The organism is Flavobacterium humidisoli, assembly GCF_023272795.1.
GTDB classification, from domain to species: Bacteria; Bacteroidota; Bacteroidia; order Flavobacteriales; family Flavobacteriaceae; genus Flavobacterium; species Flavobacterium humidisoli.
On record NZ_CP096829.1, the window covers coordinates 4,923,639 to 4,944,559 of the forward strand.

Genomic DNA, 20,921 nt, shown 5'->3' on the forward strand with positions numbered 1-20,921 from the left:
TAAATTAATAAAAAAAAGCGCTCCAAAGTGTTAAATCTGATTTTCTAAAATAAAAACCCGTTTGAGAATTCTCAAACGGGTTTTTAAAATTACTTAGCGTTCTTTATAGAATTTACCTAAAATCGGCTATGTTTTTATACTTATAAACAAACTCATTTGCTTGTTTATTTCCGGGCAAATTATACTTTACTACTATCTCATAATTTCCATGTCTCATGAATTGGAAATTATTATTATGAAATCGTTGAGAAAGTGCCATGATACCAGCATCTCCGTTAACGTATGAGTTAACTATTTGGTTGTTTAAATCAACCCAGTCTTCCTTATAGAAAAATGGCATGTTATAATTAAATGGAAAATTTCCTTTTGTATACGACTGATTGATATTGTTTTCTAAACTAACCGTATAATAAGAACTAAGTGGAATTCCTTTGGCTGGAACCACACCTAAATCGTTAGTATCTCTATTTGTTATAGTGAAAGTGCCGTTTAAAGGATAATCTTTGTATAAATATGGATAAATATCTACTAGGTAATATTGATCATTCAACTTAGATTCTGCTGTTATTACGGCTTTATTATCACTATAAGCTACTCCCATAAGATCAACTATATCAAAGGCTTCCTGACTCGAAATAGTATTGCTCAAATAAATAACATCTGAATCTAAAATTCCGAAATTATAATTTTGAGTACTAATCGCATTCATCTTAGATGCAAAAGTTCTGTACTTACTAGTATTGAATGAATAAGTTAGACGATCGATAGTTCCTTCAGATTTTGATACGGCATCGGCTTGGTTCTCTTTTATTTGTATATCGTTGCCTTCATCGCTAATCGTATTTGTTTTTGTATTCGATGCGGTATTTCTTGTTACATTCTGCTTTAAATTACTAACGATAGAGAAATTATATTTCTTTTCCTGATCGATATTTGGCAAGTTATAATATACTTCATTTGTAGCAGTATCATAGTTAAACGCAACCGCTTTTGCATTAGAAATTCCGTCTTGCTCTACCTTGATACTGGTTTCCCAATTAGCATCTTCAAACAAATAATCCTGACCACGCTTCAACTGAATATATCCTTTTGGATACTCTTCTTCAAGGAAATATTTTTGCTCTACAATTGGATAAGAGTATTTAATATTATTAAGCGGAATGTGGTTTGGCGCACCTCCTGTTGTAAATATTCTTTCTTCAAATTCTGTGGCCACTTTTCCGTCTACTTTTATAGGTTGGAAAGAACCATTCACCATTTTTTGGAAACTTACCTCAACTTGAACTTTCAATTCTTTATTTGGAGGAAGAATGTCGCTTGAGACAAAATTGACTCTGTCTTTAGTTGTGCTCCATTCAAAAACCCCAGGAATTTCTTTTGTTCCATCCAATACTTTGAATTTCTCTAAAATTATTTTGTAGGTCACATCACCAGAATCTTCAGGAATTACAAAAGCTTCATTCACCTTCATTGAAAATGCGGCTTGCGGCACAGCAAAAACATCAATATCTGTCGAACTTTGCTTTGGAGTTACATCGGTTATTAATTTAATTCCTCCAAGTGGCGACGGATTTTCAAATTGGCATTCTTCACCAATTTCAAATTTGAATCTGAATTTTCCTTTTATCAGTCCACCTAAGATATTCATGTTTCCAGCCATATAACCTCTCATCCAAACTGGATTTGGTAATTTCGCCTGCAATAAAACTGCGGCTCCTCCAGAAATAATTGGAACCTTTAATTTTAAGAAAGATAATTTAACTCTAATTCCAAGTTCTCCTTGCAGATAAGCATAAGATTGTCCGTTAGCATACCAACCATTTATACCGACACGGCTTCCTGTGTTGGAACATCTTGCTTCCTGATAATCTTTAAGCATAATATCGAATCCCATTCCTGCTTGAAAACGTGCGTAGAAAAGTAAGAAACTTAAATCTCCTGTATCAAAATCTAGACTGGCTCCAAAGGCTATACCTCCTCCATTTGCCAATGCATTTTCGTCACGCATATAATCCAGTTCTTTTAAGTCGACACCCAAAATTTGAGCAACTTGTGGAGGTGGCTCTGGACTGCCCGGAAGCACCGTTCCTGCCATAAAATAGCTTGTAGTTTTTAAATACATACCTGCCACTCCAATTTTAATTCCGCATCGGTCTTTTGGTGTTCCCATGTACATGTACCAATCTTTTGGATCTTTATGGAAGACTCCCCAAACGGCTCTTCCTCCTTCTCCAATTCCCGAAAGGAAATTTCCTGGCGTATTGATATAGACATCAGTAGTGGCGTGCATCGATTTGTTTTCAAAATCAAATTCGACAGCTGCTGCCATTTTTATTCCTACTGCTGCAGACAAATCTCCTGGAATTGCTTCTTTAGCTTCTGGAATATATTTGCTGGCAAAAGAACCTTTAAGATCATTTTCTGTAACTCCTAAAAAGCTTTTCTTAGCTGTAACATTTGAAGCTACTTTACCCATTAAATCGGTAACATTTTTAAGTCCCGGAATTTTAGCCATAACATTGGCTTTACCGAAAATAGCTAATCTGTTTATTCCTCCTTTCGAGTTAAATGCCATTTCAAATCCAGCTTCCCCATCGCAAATTGTTTCTGCTCCTACGTGAAAATAAATTAAAGCCTTAATTCCTAGACTTATTTTTTCGTCTGGCGTGTAACTTAGTCCCGAAGGAGAAAATTCGCCAATGGCAATATCTTGATTTCGATGCATTTTGTAATATGCTCCTCCACCAAAACCTGTAATCATAAAAGGAACACCTGGTGTTGGAGGAAACTTAACCGCTCCATCAAAATACCAATATCTAAAAGTAGTACGTCCGAAAATTGCTTTTGCTTTTACATTAACAACATCTACAACGTCGACTTCAACATCTGCATTAAATCCATCTCCATATACAGGGTCTTTTTCCATCAGAATAAGACCTCCTTTAATGGTTAATCCACTGAATTTACAATCTATATGAATTGCCGAAAGATCAAGACCAGCGTATCGGCTTCTTTGCCTATATCCATCATCATACATCTTACCTTTTATCCCAATTCTTGCGGTTGCTCCTGCTCCAATACTTTCCATTAAATTAATTCCTAAATCAAAATCAATTCGGGAATCATCTCCATTAATGGCTACGTTAATATTTCCGATAGAAACAGGGAAATTACCAAAACCAACCGTTCCTTTATATCCCATATTTCTAACAGAAATAATAGGTGAAACAGTCTGTAATTGCAGGTTCTCAAAAGTAATTCCTTTAAAGTCTACTGTTTTTTTACCTTCTACATCTTTATCGTCTGTTGCTCCTTTATTAGTTCCAAAAGAAACCGAACCATTTAGATTGGCTTTAGGCAAAAATCGTCCGTTGACTAATTTTAACTCGACAGAACTATTAGGCAGCAATAACGCTTTTGCTTTCCAGATATCAAAAGCTATGGAATCTTTTGTTATCACAACCAATTGCTGCTCTTCCATAGAAATAAATCCGTTGTATTCTAAACCAGCTCTATTGGTCTGTTTCGGTTTAGCAGAATCGGTTCCTGTTGCGCCAGCAGTTCCTGTATTGGCTGTCGCATTTGCTGCAGGAGTTGTAGCCGTTTCTTTTTTCTCTGGTGTGGCTTTACTAATGGGTAAAAGAATCTGTCCTTTTAAATTTGCTTTTACAAAAGTATTTGCCGCAATAGTTACATCAATATGGTCTAATGAATATGCCCACGATTTTTCTTGACTGGTTATTCCTCGATCTAAAGGAAAAACATTATCTGCATAGAAAGTTCCCGAAACCCCAAATTTATCTATAATAAGATTTTGCGCGCCTACATGAAGCCTTTCTTTACTTGATGCCGTATCTGTTGTTTGAAATTCCTTTGGCAGACCTACATCAAAAGTTTGGACAAAAACTCCTTTCCACGATTCCTGACTTGGAACCAAAAGCGAGTTTTTTGCATAATATTCTGGAAAAACAACTACAGGATCATTTTTTAAATCACTTAAATCTAATACTGCATTGCTTACCAGAAACTGAAAATTACCATCAAAATCTTTTCCGTTTCGTTTGTCTTTTAATACGAAAGGTTGCAGACTTACATTTAATAAAATATCGTTCCAGCTGCCTGCTGTAAAACTAAATTCTCCTCTAACTCTATTAGGAATTGGAACTGTTTTTCCGTTATAATAGGTTTTTGGAATTGTTGTTTTTGCTTCATCAACCGTTTTGGTCAACGGATCGATTGGCAGAATTAAATCTCTAGAAAACTCAACGGCGCCAGAAATCTTCATTTCTTTAAAACCATCACAATCAATCTTTACATAAGTCAAATCGTTTACGTTTCCAGTTGCCATATCGAAACCACCATATAACGAAATCTGCCATTTATCTTCGTTAAACGGAATGTCAACATTGCCCAGCAATACCAATTTAGCTTCTCCCATAATACCTCCCTGATGCGATAATTTTACATTATCTGCACCAAAGAAAAGCTGCATTGGCTGTCCTGTTTTTTTATCTTTCTGAGGAATATCAACTCTGCAAAAAACAGTTAAAGTGGTATACTCTGGCGTAAAAGTAGCCTTTGTAATTCCAATAGAATATTGAATGTTATTTACCGTATTACGAATACCAATAGGCAGTTCTACCAAATCTTGATTTGAAAATTTATCTACCCAACGGTCAGCGGCTTCAATCTTTTGTATCGAACTTGAAGCTGCACTTAATTCTTTTGGTGGCTGAATATCCTGTCCATAAGAAAAAACAACTGAAAGCATGATAAGCAGTGTCGCAAAATGTATTTTGTAATTTTTTTTCATAAGCAAATCATTCTGTTTTTTTGAAAAATAAAGCATACCGACTTCTTTTATATTTTTACTCTTTCGAACAGCAAAAGAGTTAATTTGACTATTAATTATTCTTTAAAAACTTAAAATCGACTTCTCCATCCTTAACATTTTTAACTGCTAAATCATGATAGAATGGAATTAGTTTGATTTTTATTTCTTCAATTATTGCTGCATCTGTTTTTTTCTCTTTCATCATTTTAAAGAAATCTCCTAGCTCTTCTTTATTAAAAGCAGAAAGGTTTTCATTTTGATGAAGCTGATCTACAGGTGTATTTGAAAGTATTCCAATCTCATTAAGCATCCATCGATGAACTAATAAAGGCTGTAATTTTTTATTTTTTCTATCTACAAGCTTTAGATATGAATTATAACTCACTTTATCTGTGACGTCTTTTTCATCTACACCATGCATCTTATGTTTGTTTACTCTTCCTAGAGCCATCACATAATCATTCTCATATCCTTCGTCTTTACGAACCATTTCTTCTCTTAAACTTTTTACAGTTTCATGAATGTAATTGTCGTATTTATTTAAGATGTCATTATTTAAATCGTATGCTTTTAAATAATTCAACGCTTTTTCTTTGAAGCTATCATCATCTGGAGTCAACGTAGTAAGTGTTAGCAGATGTTGCAGTTCTTCCGAATCTTCTTTTGGCATCGGACGAAGCGCTGACTGCATATCCTGAAGTTGCTTTATAATTTCGTCTCTCGTTCCTTCGTAAGTTTTGTCTTTATGATTTATTTTTAGAATGGGATTTAAAACCTCTTCTTTTTCTTTTTTAGGTTCTTTTTTGGCAGGAAGCTTTATTTTATCCAATGAACAGGTATAATTTAAAGTAGCCGTCAAATCATTAAATCTGTCTGTATTAGTACTGCTTCTAAACATTGAAATAACATTTAAACCAAAATTATGCCTTTGATACATTACATAACTATTGTTAAACTTGATTCCAAATACAGAGCTTGAATTCATATTTCCTTGCGAATTATTATAAAGAAATCCAAGGTTTGTGTTTAGCTTGTCTTTGAATAATTTCTTTGATGCTCCAACTGAAGCTCCTATAGAGGAATTATTGTTTCGGCTCACTTCATTTTTGGTATAATTAAGCGAACTGTTTAAAGCGACTTTCGTTGCAAGAAAACTAACCGTATGCGCTAAGTTATAATTTTGAACTGTGCTCGCCTGACCTTTTCTAATCACGCCTCCTTGTTCGTTGGCCTGACCTGCAATGCTATAATTAAAGTTTAAATTTTGATTTCTTTTTTTTCCGAAAGCATAAGACATATTTACATTAGCATTTTGAGACAATTGTCTGTAATCTAAAGTGTCTGCCTGCACTACATTCGGATTATTTATAAGTTCAAACTGATCTAATTTTTTATTGGTATAAGTAGAAAAATTAGAATAACTACCCGTAATGTTGATTTGATCTGTAACTCTATAATTCATGTTGATAGATCCTACAACACGTTTTGTATCTTGTTTTTTAACTTTTTCTAAATCGTCTTTTTGAAATCCTAAACTGGTCGAAACTGTAATTTTATCTTGATAAAAAGGTCTCGCAAAACGCAACGCAATGTTTTCTAAATCATTATTAAAATATAATGCTCCAAGGGTATTATAATTAGGATCAATGCGCTCATAAGTTAATCCGACAGTACTTTTCTGAATATTATAATCGAAATTAACGTTGAAAGCGTTCATATAACTGGTACTTTCTTTACCAGAAAATATTTTATCTCGAAAACCTCCGCCCGAAAGACTTTTACTTCTCGTATCATCGGTTAATACGGACAAGGCATACTCGACATTTAAATTTAAATTTTTCACTACCGAAGTGCTAAAAATCAAACTATTTACAAAGTTTTCTTTTGGCGTAACTCCGTTATCATTTACCATGTTTAATGAATTGGCATCGTCTTTGGCATAAAAACCAATCCAACCTAACTTATATTGGGCTTTCTCAAAACCTACTTTTGCCCCATAACCAAAACGCTGATAAATCGGAATTCCTCCTGAAGCATTTTCGGCTGAAACGGCTTTAAGCAGCTGTCCTCCCATCAAAGAGACTTTAAACGGACTATTTGGCGTCAGTTCTAATCCGACTCCTTTAAATGGATAACCACTTAACGTATAAGGCGAGAATGTCATACTTACATTTCCAATATAGGCCTTTACCCATTTGTATTTGGGCATAATGCTTAATCTGTTAAAATCAAATGGAGCAGTATATCCTAAATTATCTCCTTGATTGGTAAAACTATAAAACAACGGAACGCTAAAATTAAAAGCACTAATATTCAAACTCCCTGAAAACAGATAAGTGAAAGGTTCACGCGAATTTTCCATATTTGAATTGTAGTACATCATATTGGCATTAATGTTTCCTGTCACCTTAAAATTAGGTTTATAAAAATTCTGCAAATCTATGTCCTGCGCATATCCTTTCCTGCAAAAACAACAGCCCAAAACAATACATAACCAAAACAAGATTTTATTATTCTTTATCTTCATTTACCGGTTATTGTTTTTGAACTTTTATGTCGCATAAAATATAAGAACTTGCACCGTTCTTTACCATTTCTTTTATTTTAATGGCGCCTTTTCTGCCGTCTTGTGTTTTAAATAAAATAATTCTCGGATAGGTAAAACCAAATTCCTGTGCGCCTCCAGCACTATAACTTATGTTTAATGCTTTTATAGGCGTGTCATTTACCATGTTGTCAAACTGTGCTTCGGTAAAATTTAAACCACAATTACACAAGTTTTGAGAATTTACAAAAATGGTGCTTTGCGCATTTTTTAAGGCTAAAAATCCATAGTTATTGGCCTGATCTGGAGAGATGAATCTGTTGTATGTAAAATTGCTGTTTAGACCTTGAAATACAATATCTATTAAAGCGCTATTCTCATCGTTAATTTCGTTTGCTTTATAAACTTCACGTGTAACTGTCGAGAACATTGCACCAATATTATTGCCGTTATGCGCTGCGTTAATTCCTAATTTTATATTAGTAAATGTTCGCAGATTTGTATCGGGCAGAACTGTAATAGTCGATTTGAAAATCTGACTTGTTTTATCATTAAAAGCTTCTAAAGTCACTTCATGAGCGCCTGCATTTGAAAAAACAGCAGTTGGATTCTCTTCTGTAGAAACAGCTGGATTTCCACCTTCAAATGTCCATTTGTAATGGGTTGCGCTGACAGATTTGTTCGTAAAATTAATTGTTACAGGAGCTTCATAATCATCATCTTCAAACTTTGGCTCATAGGTAAACAAACTTATCAAGTACGGAGCAACCGTAATAGTTTTTGTCTGTTTTTCAGATTCAAAACCATTTGACACGGTCAAGGTTATCAGGTGTTCTCCCGGAGTTGTAAATACAACATTTGGAGGTGTTTTTCCTGAAAAAGAAGCTGGCGAACCGTCTTGAAATTCCCAATTAAAAGTCAAGCCTTCTCCAATAGTAGCATTCTTTAAAATTACCTCAACAGGAGAATAATTGCTTTTTACAATTTCATGTGTAAACTCAATATTAATCCCCTCTTTTATTACAACAGTTTGAGTAAATTCTCGACTCTCACCATCTACATTTTTTGCTGTTACTTTAATGGTATAAGTCCCCTGCTTGCTGTATAAAATCTCGCCCGGATTTTTAGAATTTGAAACAGAAGGATTTCCGCCCTCAAATGTCCATTCATACGTATCTGCACCCGTTATTTTATTATCAATTTTAATAATAACGGGTATAGATTCATCCTGATCAACATACGAAGTCGTGAACTCACCTTCTATGACTATAGCAGTTTCCTGATAACAAGAAGTAATAACAGTAAGTAAGAATAAGAGTAAAGTTTTTTTCATTCAGTGCATTTTAAAACACTGCAGTTATTAAAAACTGCAGTGTTTTTTATTCTATATTTTGAATTCTATTGATTAAAAATTATAAGTAACGCTTGATAATCTTATCTATAGAAATAGCCCAAATAATATTGTTTTTATAGCCAATTGATTTTATAGCTTGAGTATTTGTGTAATCAAGTGTCCATGTTTTGGCTCCATCTACTGTTTTGTAAATTTTGTTCTCTAAAACTGCCCAACCGGTATTAGCATCTTTAAATACCAACTTTGTGAATTTCTCTCCACTATAAATTTTAGTCCAAGAATCGCCGCCATCTGTAGTTTTGTAAATGGTTGAATTATTAATTAAAACATAACCATTTGCCTTATCTGCAAAAGAGACTTCTGCTGCTACAGTATTTGGTTCACTTGCAAAATAATGTTCCTTCCAACCGTCAGTTTCATTATTTTTAAATAAGATGTAAGGGTAATTTATGCTTTCTACTTTTTTGGTTCCAATAGCCCAAATATGATCGTTGTCAACTTCATCAGATTTGCTTATAGATCCTGGATCGAAACCTTTATCACTTAAATGAGCATCATAGACTTGTGAAAACTCAACTCCATCAGCCGTGATATAAACATCTCCGCCTGAAGTAATAATAGTTCCTTTTTTCATATCATCATCAACATAAACAGAGTAATAAATACCATTTGTTGTTGCGCTGATAAAATCCATTTTCGGAGAACCTCCAACAGGTACCTTTTGGATTCCAAATGCTGTGTCTGCCCAGCCCTCGTCATTTTTTGTAGCAGAAAAAGCTCCAGAAAAACCAGTTCTTCCCCATTCTACAAAAGTAATACCTCCGTCAAGTGTTCTATAAACTCCGCTTCCTCCATAATCTGCCATAGAATAGTACATTATTTTATCACTAACTACTTGAACACTATAGACTTTATTTTCATTTTTCTGAACGTTGTCCATTGTAAACCAATCAGTAGTAGATGATTTAGGTAAAACGCCTATATTTCCTTGATAAGCATTCTTAACTTCATTCGTAATGGTTCTATTCTCAATTGTTAAAGACAATTGTGGAACTAGTTTTTCAGTTGACGGCAATTTGAATACAATCTCAGTAGCTGTTGATGAAACAACTGTCGCAGAAACGCCGTCAAAGGCAATTTTAATATCACTTATCTTATCTGAAAAATTTTCACCAAAGATTGTAATGGTTTCTCCAACTTCTCCAAAGTTTTTAGAGTAGGATGTTACTTTTGCTGCTTTTATTACAACAACTGGCGGTTCTGGAGTTGAAGTGCTATCTGAATCCGAGCTACAGCTACCTAGTACCATAAAAAGTTGCAATACTGCGGCTAATAAGACTGTTTTTTTCATTTTAATTATTTTATACATTTTTTTTTTAAAATTCTATTTAGACTGACTTCCTAAAGTATATCCATTTCCAACCAAAACTCTCACAATATTCATTGCTGTTATATCTTTGCTCATTTTGTAACCTGTAGGGTTTCCTCTATTGTCGAAAGTCGCTTTGAACACTTTCCCATTGAATGTAATCACTTCCTGATTTAGTAGTTTTTCATATCCTGAGAACATACCGCCTCTGGCAAACCAAGTTCCTACTAAATTATTATCTAGGTCCATTATTTCATATTTTAAATCTCCATTTTGAGAAGGTGATGTCACTCTGATAAACCCGATTCTTTTATCGTCTATATCTTTATTTTGTGCCTTAATGCTAAAGATTGTACCATAATCATCAATCGCTAACTGATAGGTGTCTGCAATTTTACCAGCATTATCTATTTCGCCTTGAACGCCCAAACGCTTTGCAGCTATACCTGCTGATTCACCATTGATAAAACTTTCAATTGCTTCTTTGTTTAAACCTTCTGCTCCTACCATACCTCTATCCAATAATTCATAGACTATACTGCGGTCGTAATTGAAGGCACTAAATTTTCTGCTTTTGTTCTTAAACTCTAATTCGTTCGATTTCCCCGTCGCTTCATCTTTAATTTCAATCCATGGCAATACCATAGAATCTTCATTGGGAGCTTTCTTTAGTTCTGCCGTAATTGAATAACTTTTATCTAAACTAAAAATGGTAAAAAGCGGTTTTTTACCTTCTACAAAACCTATTGTTTTTTCGTCCAGTTTTATTTCTCCTTTGTCAATTTTTAATTTTTGAGCAAAACCACTAATACTAATTAGCATTACGATTAGGGTTAAAAGATTTTTTTTCATTTGTTAGTTTTTGTTTTTATTTTTTGTTTTTATTTTTAATTAATGTTGGATATAATCTTCTTTTTTTGTCATCAATGGGCGTTTTATATTTTAAATATTGCTTTGATTCGCAAGATGCTTGCGCTAGCAGGGGAAATTATATTTAAAAAAGTTTTTTATTCGTCTAGATATTTGGCTAACTTAACTTTGTTTTTTTCTATAATTTCACCTAATTTGTTAATATTTAAAGCCCCATCTGAGTCTTTAACTGATGGTCTTAATGCAACAACTTCAGGAAATTTTTTATTCGTCTCATTAGAATAAAAATTTACAAATACTTCAAAATTAATTTTAAGCAACACAGATAAGACAATGTTTTTTTTAGCAAGATCCATATTTAAAAAATCAAAATCAGTTTTGATTAAAGGAGGATCAGCACCATAAAATTTAATAATTGTATAATCATTATTAAGAACATTTACTTTTATCACTTCTTTTACAGAAAGACTATCTTTTTTGATCATGTTTAAAGGAATTCTGTACTTCTCTGAAAATTCATTTTTTGAAATATCAATTTTTTTTAAAACAACTCCACTTATTTTATCATGATAGGTTTTCTTATAATTAATTTGAATCTCCCTTGTCAAAAAGTTTTTCTTTTCATTTTTTTGACTTCCTTCATTATAAAAAGGAGAATATTCTTCATCAGTCAAGTCAAATAGTTTGTTTTTTTTTGATGGATCTTTTATGTTACCAAGATAATCAGTACACAAAGATGTAATATCTACCTTGTTTAATTTTAAATTACTTAAATAATCAATTGTTTTATCCGTACTTGTACCAAGTAAAAAAAATCCTAAATCAAAATTTTCTCCCATGTCCTTTACCATTAAATCATGAGAATTTTGTTGAATATAAAATACTGAATAAACTGGTTTAGGAAAAACTTCATTATAATTTATGTACTTAATAAATACTTCTTTGTTTACTGAGTTATCAAAAATATATTTTGAATCTAGTTTATAGTAATTCTTATAATCATCATAAATTAGCATCTTTTTTAAGTAATCTTCTTTCTTATAAATTTTAGGAATTTCATTTCCAAAAAATTTTTTTAATTCTTCTTGTGTTCTTAAATTAAAAGATTGACAAAGCTTTTCTTCATAAACCTCATTTTCAAAATCACATTCATTATTTCTTTTAATAATAAAATCTTTTGTATACTTTTCTATTGTCAGTTTCCCTTCACTTTCACTTGTTACAATTAAATTGTTACCCTCAAATTCTATTTGAGAGTACACATTAGCACTAGTAATTAATGAAAAGAAAGCTATTATCAATTTTTTCATTTTTTCATTTTTAAATAGTTTAACATAAAAATTATTATTATTGAGAAAAATATATATAAACTAAAAAAGAGCATAGTCTTTTTCCATTCTCCAAATTCATTATCATCAAACAACATTACATTGTCTGAATTTTTAAATTTTATGACATTTATGATTAAATTATTTTTCTTTTTTGAAGAAAGAGAAGGATACAAATTATATAATTCGTTTATATCATCGTCAAATCTTGAAAAATATACGTGTTCTTCTTTAATAGTCCCTTGAAAAGTAACGCTTTTTCTTTTTGAAGTCGAATTAGAAGAAGAACTAGTAATTGTCATTTTTTCTATCGAATAGTTACCCAAACAATAATCAAATATTCTATATCCCTCAAAAAACACATTGAAAAGGAATATCAATAATATTGATAAATACCATATAATTTTTATTGCTTTCATTACTTACTTTATAACATGTTTAAAACTTTTTTCTATCTTAAGATCTTCCCAAGTATGCTTAATATCTCCACCAGGTAATAAATCATAATCTCCTAATGTCACTTCCCCTTTAATTCCCACATAAGGTTTACCTACACCTAAAGCCCCCTCTACCGTTTTAGTTTTATCAAAATATGATAGCTGCCCCCAAGAAGATATTCCTGCATAAGGTTCTGCCTTAATTTTAATTAATTTAACATCAAAACCAATTTCTCCACCTACTTTTAGATCTGCTTGTAAAGCAAAATTCATCACAGTACCATTATCAGTAAAAGTTGTCTTATCATTTCTTCTAACAGACAGCATTTTACTATTTGCCGAAAGGCTAATAACAGGCTTTAAATAAATTTGTGCGACTGCAATTTTTAAATCAACTCCATATTTAAATCCTTTAAATTCTAAGTCAATTGAACCTCCAAACCCTCCTTCTCTTTTTATATTATAAAATCTTGATAGACTATCTTCTTCTACACTTTGTTGACCTTGATAATTTATATTAAAGACAAGTTTACCTGTATTATCTAATGTCCTTAGAACAGATCCAATATTATTAACATAATCCCCCAACTTTGTTAAAAGTGTTTTGACAGCTGGAGTAACTACTTCATATTGGACAGTATATGATGTTACCCATTCTACATTTGCAGTCTTACTGAGTAAATTAGGATATCCAGCAAATGCTTCTACTTTTATATCCTTATCATTTCCAATTTTTTGGCTAAACCTTAAAAGCCCATTCTTACTTTCAACATCAATATCATTAAATTTCCATTTAATATTTTGTTCAGGAATTTCATCTACTGCCAAATTAGGAGAATTTGAAATTTGAAATTTTGTATTTCGAGAAACACCTGGTTTAGTAACATAATATAATATTTCTCCATTTGAAGCAACTCTATCTTCATCTGACACATCAATCACTTCTAATGTGTTTATTTTAAAAGGTTTAACTATTAAATTAATTTCATTTGATAAATTTGGCTTACTATCAGTATCGGCAGCAGATTTTAATTGATATTTTAAAGTATTATCAATAGAAAAATCAAAATCAGCTTCCTTTTTTGATTCCATTTTTTTTAAATAATTATTTCCTTCTACTTTTTCAAGTCTGTTTGCTTTCTCACTTTGAAAAGCTAATTCATATTTTACATTTATTTCTTTATCTAATTCCCCCATTTTAAACCTATTATGTCCTAATAAATTTCGCTTAAATGGAATCTGTATTTTTTCTCCGTTTTTATATTTCTTTCCCTTAAATATTATAAAGTAATCATTTTTGCCTTTCTCTGAATTTTCAGTATTATTTGAATTCTCAACTATAGGATTTTCATCTTTTGTACTTACTGGATTATTCGGATTTTCAGGATTCTCAGAATTGCCGGGATCCAAATTAACTATAGGATTTGCTACAGTATCTGTATCAGATCCTGTGTTCGGGTTTGTATCATCATCAGCTCCTCTAGGTTCGTCATCAATATTCGTTACGATTTCATTATCATTATCGACAACAGTATCCGTTTCACCTTGTGGTCCAAAAATTTCTTCAACCAAAGGGTCTGGCTTTACACCAACTACATTTTTCCAATCTGGATTATAACTCGTTTCCACAATACCACTTATCAATTGATAATCGGTATTGATTACAATGCTATTAAACTCAACTGCAATTTTAGTATCTCCCAAGTAAGGCACAATAATGTATCCTCGCCCGGAATATGGGCTGTTTTCTCCTCTAAGTTCTAAAATAGTTACAGGAAAATCGCCAGCCCTAAATGTCTCGCTTTGAATTAAATTGGTAAGCGGTTTTTGATTCTGGATATTGATTTGCGGAACGATACCACAATTGTATGCAGGAACACCATTGGTTTCTGTGGTTGTTGTGAAAGTGCTTATGTTGGAATAAGTAAACGACTGAATTCCATCTTCGGCTGGATCACAGCTCGATCCTACTCTAAATTCATAGGTGACTCCTGGTTCTAAATTGGTGATTAAACTTTGTTTGTTTAAACTGTTTGATGAGAACCATTGTGCATTACGAACACCTTGTTTTTTATATTGTACTTGATAGCGTGTATGCTCTGGCACTCCTTCCCAAGTAATTTTTACACTTTTTGAGCTTTGAGATTCACTTAATAAAAACGTTGGTGCAGTACAAGACGCAGTGTATTTAAACGAATATATTTCGCTATATCCATCATTTTTAAAAACAGCATTTTCTGAAAGTCCTGTTGTCGAAATCGCTCGTACTCTCCATGCGTAACGTAAACCTGGAGTAAGTATTGGCATACTCAAATTATAGAGAACAGCTGTACCAAATAAAGTTTCTTCGTATAAAGTTGGTGACATTTGAAAGCCGATTTGAGGATCTAATGTTGGATCTAAAAGCTGTTTTAGCTCAAATTTATACGATATGTTAGTTGCGTTGATCTGACGCGGTGTCCAAGTAAATAAAATATTCGGAAACTCTGTCGAAGCAATTTGTTCGTTTTTCTGCGGTGTATTTAATAGTGGCGGATCATTTAAGATCAAATATAAATTGGCACAGCTTTTTTGAGATATTTTTTGATTCGTTACGTAATCGTACATCTCAAAACAAAAATTGTACATTCCCTCTGGCAACGGATTCGCATATTGCGCTGCAGATATTCCCTGCAGATTTTCTAACCTGAAAAGCGATGCAATATCGACATTCGTTAAAGTTTGAAGTTCTCCTCCATTTATATATATCGGCCTTTGTTCTTGTGCATAATCAGAAGTTTGGATGTTTAATCCGTTACCTTGTATGTACAGTTTTAAGCGTACTCTTCTTTGCGAGATAGAGATATCGGTTGGATTAATCAACAATTGCATCTTCGTATCCATGCTTGTCGCATAATCGGATATTTTGACGCTATACGGACTATTGAAAACTGGTGTTAATTGAACTGGATATAATTGTGCATATCCAACTGCATTAAAAAACAGAAATAGAACAATGAAATATAGGTTGTTGAAAAGGTTCTTCATTTTTTAATTGATGATAATTTTTTTAACCAATGTTTGCTGTCCTGTCTCCAATACTAAAATATACATACCCGATTGTAGTGAAGTATTAAAATCTATTTCATACTTTTTCTTTCCTGAGTCCTGTTTTTGAATCATAGTATTTTGTCCAGAAGAGGAGAACAGTCTTAAATTTATCGCACTGTTGTTTTCTAAATTTACAATTGCTTTAAAATTACCATTGTTCGGATTTGGGGTTACAATAAAATCTATAATAAATTGCGATGCCGTTTCGGTATTTGGCAATGTGCCGCGCTGTTCTACCATAATATTCTTGGTATAAACGGCATAACATTCTCCTTGTGTCTGCTTTAAGCCAATTGAATACACTCCAATTGCATCAAACTTTAAGGTGATATATTTTTCTTTTTGCTCTACAACTTTTACTCCATTTGGAACAACCCAATCTGTGCTTTCTCCAAAAGGACTGCTGGTATTAACCAAAATTACTTCCTCGTCTAAATAAGCCTGAGAACTCAATAAAAATTCTGCGCTAATTGCCATCTGGCTCGTTTTAATTACGATTTCATCTTCGCCAATACATCCTAAAGAAGAAGTCACTTTTACATGATACGTTCCTGCTTTTGATACATTGATTTTTGCTTCATTTGAAGTGAATCCGTTTGTAGAAGTCCAGCTATATTTTGCTTGCGGATCTTTTATTGAAGCATCTAAATCTAGACTTTGGTCAATACATAAAGTTCGATCTGGACCAACGTTGACAATAACTGGCTCAGGATCTTTTAAAACAAATCGCTTTTTATAAACGCAACATTCTGGACAAGTAATCGTAACTTCATAATTTCCAGCTATAAGATTATTTAAATCTTTGGTAACTGCTCCTGTATTCCATAAATACGTATAAGGCAAATTTCCTCCTGTAACATTAAGTTCTATAGACCCGTCGTTTCCTTTATAGCAAATAGGATTTTTAACCGTTTCCGTTGATAGAATTCCGTTTGGATCTCCCACAAAAATACTTCCTTGAACTACGCATCCTTTTGCATCTGTCGCTATTACAAAATAATTGTTTGTGGTAATGTTTTCTATTTTAGCACTTGTTTCTCCGTTTGTCCATTCGTATGTATAAGGCGGCGTTCCACCTGTTACATGCGCTTCTGCCCAACCGTCATCTCCAGTTGTACAGCCCACATCAAACTTCGTAAAGGTTAATTTCAACTGATCTGGTTGCGGTATATACTTCTCGGCATCAATTTCTTTGACTAAAACATTATTCACATAAGTACCCAATTTTATTCCGTTGGCATCTTCAATGTTTAGTGCATAAGTTCCTTCAGAAAGATATTCAGCTGTATCTCCTGTATTATTCCAAATAGTCCAAGAACCGTTGACTTGTTTTTTCTTCCAAGTGTAGTAATAAGGTAATCCATTATTTTTCGCTGTTGCAAGCTGAATTCCTCCTTTTACATGTGCTTTTAAAATTCCATCTTGCGATTCATCTCTTTGATTATCTAGAGGATTAGCATCAATCTCGTTACCAAACTCATTGCCCACATTACAAGAAATAGTGCGAATCACTTCAAAAGTAACTTCAAGAGGATCTGGATCGTCTAACTCTATAACAGAATTAATCACAGTACAACTTGTTTTATTTGTCGCCACATTGTAATTAGCATCTCGTACCGTTAAAGTATAAGTTTCTTCAGGAAGTCCTGTTAATGCTATGGTATAAATGTTATTGCTAAAGCTCGTGCTTGTGCTGGTTTGTGTTGTTCCTTTACTATTTTTCCATTCAAACCAATAGGTATTGTCTGCGGCAATAGTTCCGCCTGTAACCTCAACTACAATTTTTCCGTTTGTTGCTTTGTAGAAACTCGGATTTACAACCTCAGTATATTTAATCGCAAGCGGAGCTTTTGGCTGATCGATAAAAACTTCAGCATAAGCCGTACAGCCTTTTTTGTCTGTTGCAATTACCCAATAATTTCCTGTTTTTAAAACCGTATTTTTATCCGATTTAACTTCATTAGACCATTCGTAAGTATAATCTCCGCTTCCTCCTTCTGCAGTTGCAGTTGCCCATCCGTCATTACCTCCATTACAAAAAACATCTCCTTTTTCGATTTTCACAGACAAGACTGGAGGCTGATCCATAAATTGCGTCACATCTATCGCCTCGGCAAGCTCGTTGTTCACATAAGTTCCTAAAACAATTCCATTTCTGTCTTTTACATTAAGTGCATAAGTCCCGTAAGAAAGATTTGAAGCTGTTTCTCCTTTTATGTTCTTTAACTCAATCCAAGTACCATCTTCCTTTTGTTTTTTCCAATAAAAATAATACGGCAACCCATTGTTGTCATCTAATGGGAGCGGAATTCCGCCTGTAACATGAGCCTTCAAAATTCCATCTTGAGATTCATCTCTCTGGTCATCTTTTGGAGTTGTATCGGTATTGTCCCCAAACTCATTTTTAGCATTACAAGAAATAGTCTGAACAATTTCGAAAACCACTTTTATAGGATCTGGTTCTGTCAATTGAACTTCAGATTCTGCTACCGTACAATTAACCGTCTGGCCAGTCGCTTCATTGTAATTTTTATCTGTTACAGTCAAATAATAAAAATCTGCAGGCACATTATTTAAGGTGATAGTATAAACTCCATTTATTACTTCAGCAATTGGATTTTGAACCAATCCAGCCGAGTTTTTCCACTCGTAATTATATAGTTTGCCTCCATTTAATGCAGGATCAAATTCTGTTCCTCCCTTTACTTCTGCTATAATTTTACCGTTAGAGCCACCTGAAAAAGTAGGAGGTTTTATTGTCTCATAATTGATACTTACAGCGAAATCAGGCTCATCTATATCTATATCTAATGTGCTAAAACATCCGTTTGCATCAGTAACCTCAATAGTATATGTTCCTTTAGTTAAATTTGATATTTTATTTTCATCAACAATTCCTTCTCCTGTATTATACCATTTATAAGTATAAACACCAGTTCCTCCTATTGCGGTTACAGTTGCCCATCCGTTATTACCTTCATGACACGAAACATTTCCCGAAGTATAGGATAACTGTATTTTTTTAGGTTCAGAAATTTTTTGAGTAGCTGGTTTTGCTTCTAAGAGTTTTTCTGTATCGAAAGTTCCCCGTACGATTCCGTTTGCATCTTCAACATTTATAGAGTACAAACCTTCAGAAAGATTTTCGGCAACCAACTTTTTATACTCTGACAATTCATCCCATTCTTTGGTATCCTCATTATATTTTGACCAGAAAATTTTATACGGCTGACCACCATTATTTCCTCCTTCAAATGGCACACCTCCGCTTACTTTAGCTTTTAATATTCCGTCTGAGGATTTGCCTTCGCCTCCAATCGGGTTTAGGCTTTCTGAATTACAAGAAATCTCTTGCTCTACAGTAATTTCAATTTCAATCGGATCAGGATCAATTAATATAACTTCTAAATTTGGATCTATTTGTTTATCTATCAAACATTTTCTTTCGTCTGTTACAGATAATTTATAAGTATCGGCAGGAACGTTTTTTAATGAAATGGTAAAAACATTATTCGCAAATTGAGTAGATGACTTACTTGCATCGATAGTTTCGTTTTTACTATTTGTCCAAATAAAAGCATACGAATTACCTTTTATTGGCGTTCCTCCAGAAATTGAAGCTGTTATTGTACCATTTTCAGCTTTGTGAAAAGTAGGATTCGATTTTGAAACTTTACCTTCTACAACAAGAGCCCCGTCAGGTTGGGTAATTTCTTCTGATAATTCTTTATCTTTTTTTTCTGGTGTTAGCGATATACAACCAACTTGATCACTTGCATCTTTTATTTTTCGAACTCTAACATAATGATAGCCTAATTTAAGACCTTCTATAGAAGTTGTCGCTCCATTTTCAAAATCTTTCCAGTTTACCCCATGATCCGTAGAATATTGAAAAATACCGCTTTTTGCTCCTCCAGTGGCCGTTACAGTTATTGCACCATCTGAACCTCCATGACAATTAATATCATTTTTTTTCTTAATCGAAAAATCTACAGGATCGGGTGTGCCTATATTAAATATATAAGGGCTACTATCTATATATGTAGAGCTCGTACTGGCATCATTAATATATCCTGCAAATGTTAGGCTATACTTCCCTTTTTCAAAATCACATGGCGCTACAAAATTTTTTCCATTAAATGAAGACTTATCTGCCTGTGAAGAACAGATCGGATCTGTCCACATATTTAGAGTTTCATCAAAGCGTTTAATACTAAAAATCAATTTTTCGGTAGTAAATAAAGGCCTATCAAATTTTACAGTCAATTTAGCATCATTAGAACCAAAACATGTCATTTCTTGTTCTTGATAAGATTCAATTAAAGGAGCTGATTGGCGCACGATATAAGTAACAATATTAGAGACAGAAGTACATGCTACTTGTCTAAAATAAATATTTTTACCATGATATTCTCCTGCATCATTAACTAGAATATCTTTTGCACTAGCTGTAAAACTTGATTTTGTTGCAAATTGTGGCATGTTGACCCAACTATATGGATCTGTATAATCAAATGAATACTGCCAATTATATTCTGAACTGTCAAAACCTGTATCAGAGCTTATTGTAACTTTAGTGTCGGTTGGCAAATCATTTTTACTCCCAGGATCAACAATTACAAGAACGGGACGAATCTTTACGTTAAATGAAGAACTGCCAAGCCCCTCCCCATCACTATCTACATTCTTAAATTGTTTAAATTCAAAGGTAAAATCATAGCAACGAAATTTATCTGTTCTTGTAACTCTCCCCATATTATAAGGCCTATTTCCGTTACAAGACTTCTTATCGTATCTTGAAGCAGAATAAAACATGGATAACAGTGTTTGATCTGCTTTGAATGTAGTTCTAGTTCCCTCATAAGTATAATATTTAGTATTCCTATCATCAGAATAAGTAATATCTAAAGCTTTATAATTTTGTTTAGGATCTTTAAATTCTAAAGCAACGTATGCAGTCCCGCAATTGTGGTGTTCATCATTATAAGCCCAGCCATCAAAAATAACTTCGTATGAACCCAATTTTGCAGTCTGACCTTGAGCATATCCTAATCCGCAAACCAATAAAATAATAAATAAGTAAAATTTCTTCAT

General features: G+C 33.1%; 9 protein-coding genes. All 9 read right to left on the bottom strand.

The annotated features are described in order from the left end of the window. Positions 1–112 precede the first annotated feature (112 nt). Entirely contained in the window at positions 113–4,813 is a 4,701-nt protein-coding gene (locus tag M0M44_RS20690; RefSeq protein WP_248727421.1) for a hypothetical protein, read from the bottom strand. Between the two features lie 91 nt (positions 4,814–4,904). Next, positions 4,905–7,361, bottom strand: a complete 2,457-nt coding sequence (locus M0M44_RS20695; RefSeq protein ID WP_248727422.1) for a TonB-dependent receptor — start codon at positions 7,359–7,361, stop codon at positions 4,905–4,907. A gap of 7 nt (positions 7,362–7,368) precedes the next feature. Further along, a complete protein-coding gene (locus M0M44_RS20700; RefSeq protein ID WP_248727423.1) occupies positions 7,369–8,712 on the bottom strand; it encodes a PKD domain-containing protein in 1,344 nt (447 codons plus the stop codon). 79 nt (positions 8,713–8,791) lie between these two features. Continuing rightward, complete coding sequence (locus M0M44_RS20705) at positions 8,792–10,084, bottom strand: IPT/TIG domain-containing protein (protein WP_248727424.1); 1,293 nt, start codon at positions 10,082–10,084, stop codon at positions 8,792–8,794. A 33-nt stretch (positions 10,085–10,117) separates the two neighbouring features. Then, the gene (locus tag M0M44_RS20710) at positions 10,118–10,954 is read right to left on the bottom strand and encodes a hypothetical protein (protein ID WP_248727425.1); all 837 of its coding nucleotides are present in this window, start codon (positions 10,952–10,954) and stop codon (positions 10,118–10,120) included. A gap of 155 nt (positions 10,955–11,109) precedes the next feature. After that, positions 11,110–12,282 (bottom strand): hypothetical protein, encoded by a 1,173-nt coding sequence (locus M0M44_RS20715; protein ID WP_248727426.1) that lies wholly within the window; start codon positions 12,280–12,282, stop codon positions 11,110–11,112. Next, complete coding sequence (locus M0M44_RS20720; RefSeq protein WP_248727427.1) at positions 12,279–12,719, bottom strand: hypothetical protein; 441 nt, start codon at positions 12,717–12,719, stop codon at positions 12,279–12,281. Before M0M44_RS20720 ends, M0M44_RS20715 begins: the two co-directional genes overlap by 4 nt. Positions 12,720–12,722: 3 nt before the next feature. Beyond that, positions 12,723–15,764: a fibronectin type III domain-containing protein gene (locus M0M44_RS20725; protein ID WP_248727428.1), complete on the bottom strand. Its 3,042-nt coding sequence runs from the start codon at positions 15,762–15,764 to the stop codon at positions 12,723–12,725. Positions 15,765–15,767: 3 nt separating this feature from the next. Next, positions 15,768–20,921: a T9SS type A sorting domain-containing protein gene (locus M0M44_RS20730; RefSeq protein ID WP_248727429.1), complete on the bottom strand. Its 5,154-nt coding sequence runs from the start codon at positions 20,919–20,921 to the stop codon at positions 15,768–15,770.

Excerpts from the sequence above, each read along its gene's own strand:
- M0M44_RS20695 (WP_248727422.1), bottom strand. The coding sequence starts at position 7,361 with ATGAAGATAAAGAATAATAAAATCTTGTTTTGGTTATGTATTGTTTTG.
- M0M44_RS20690 (WP_248727421.1), bottom strand. The coding sequence starts at position 4,813 with ATGAAAAAAAATTACAAAATACATTTTGCGACACTGCTTATCATGCTT.
- M0M44_RS20720 (WP_248727427.1), bottom strand. The coding sequence starts at position 12,719 with ATGAAAGCAATAAAAATTATATGGTATTTATCAATATTATTGATATTC.
- M0M44_RS20725 (WP_248727428.1), bottom strand. The coding sequence starts at position 15,764 with ATGAAGAACCTTTTCAACAACCTATATTTCATTGTTCTATTTCTGTTT.
- M0M44_RS20705 (WP_248727424.1), bottom strand. The coding sequence starts at position 10,084 with ATGAAAAAAACAGTCTTATTAGCCGCAGTATTGCAACTTTTTATGGTA.
- M0M44_RS20710 (WP_248727425.1), bottom strand. The coding sequence starts at position 10,954 with ATGAAAAAAAATCTTTTAACCCTAATCGTAATGCTAATTAGTATTAGT.
- M0M44_RS20730 (WP_248727429.1), bottom strand. The coding sequence starts at position 20,921 with ATGAAGAAATTTTACTTATTTATTATTTTATTGGTTTGCGGATTAGGA.
- M0M44_RS20700 (WP_248727423.1), bottom strand. The coding sequence starts at position 8,712 with ATGAAAAAAACTTTACTCTTATTCTTACTTACTGTTATTACTTCTTGT.
- M0M44_RS20715 (WP_248727426.1), bottom strand. The coding sequence starts at position 12,282 with ATGAAAAAATTGATAATAGCTTTCTTTTCATTAATTACTAGTGCTAAT.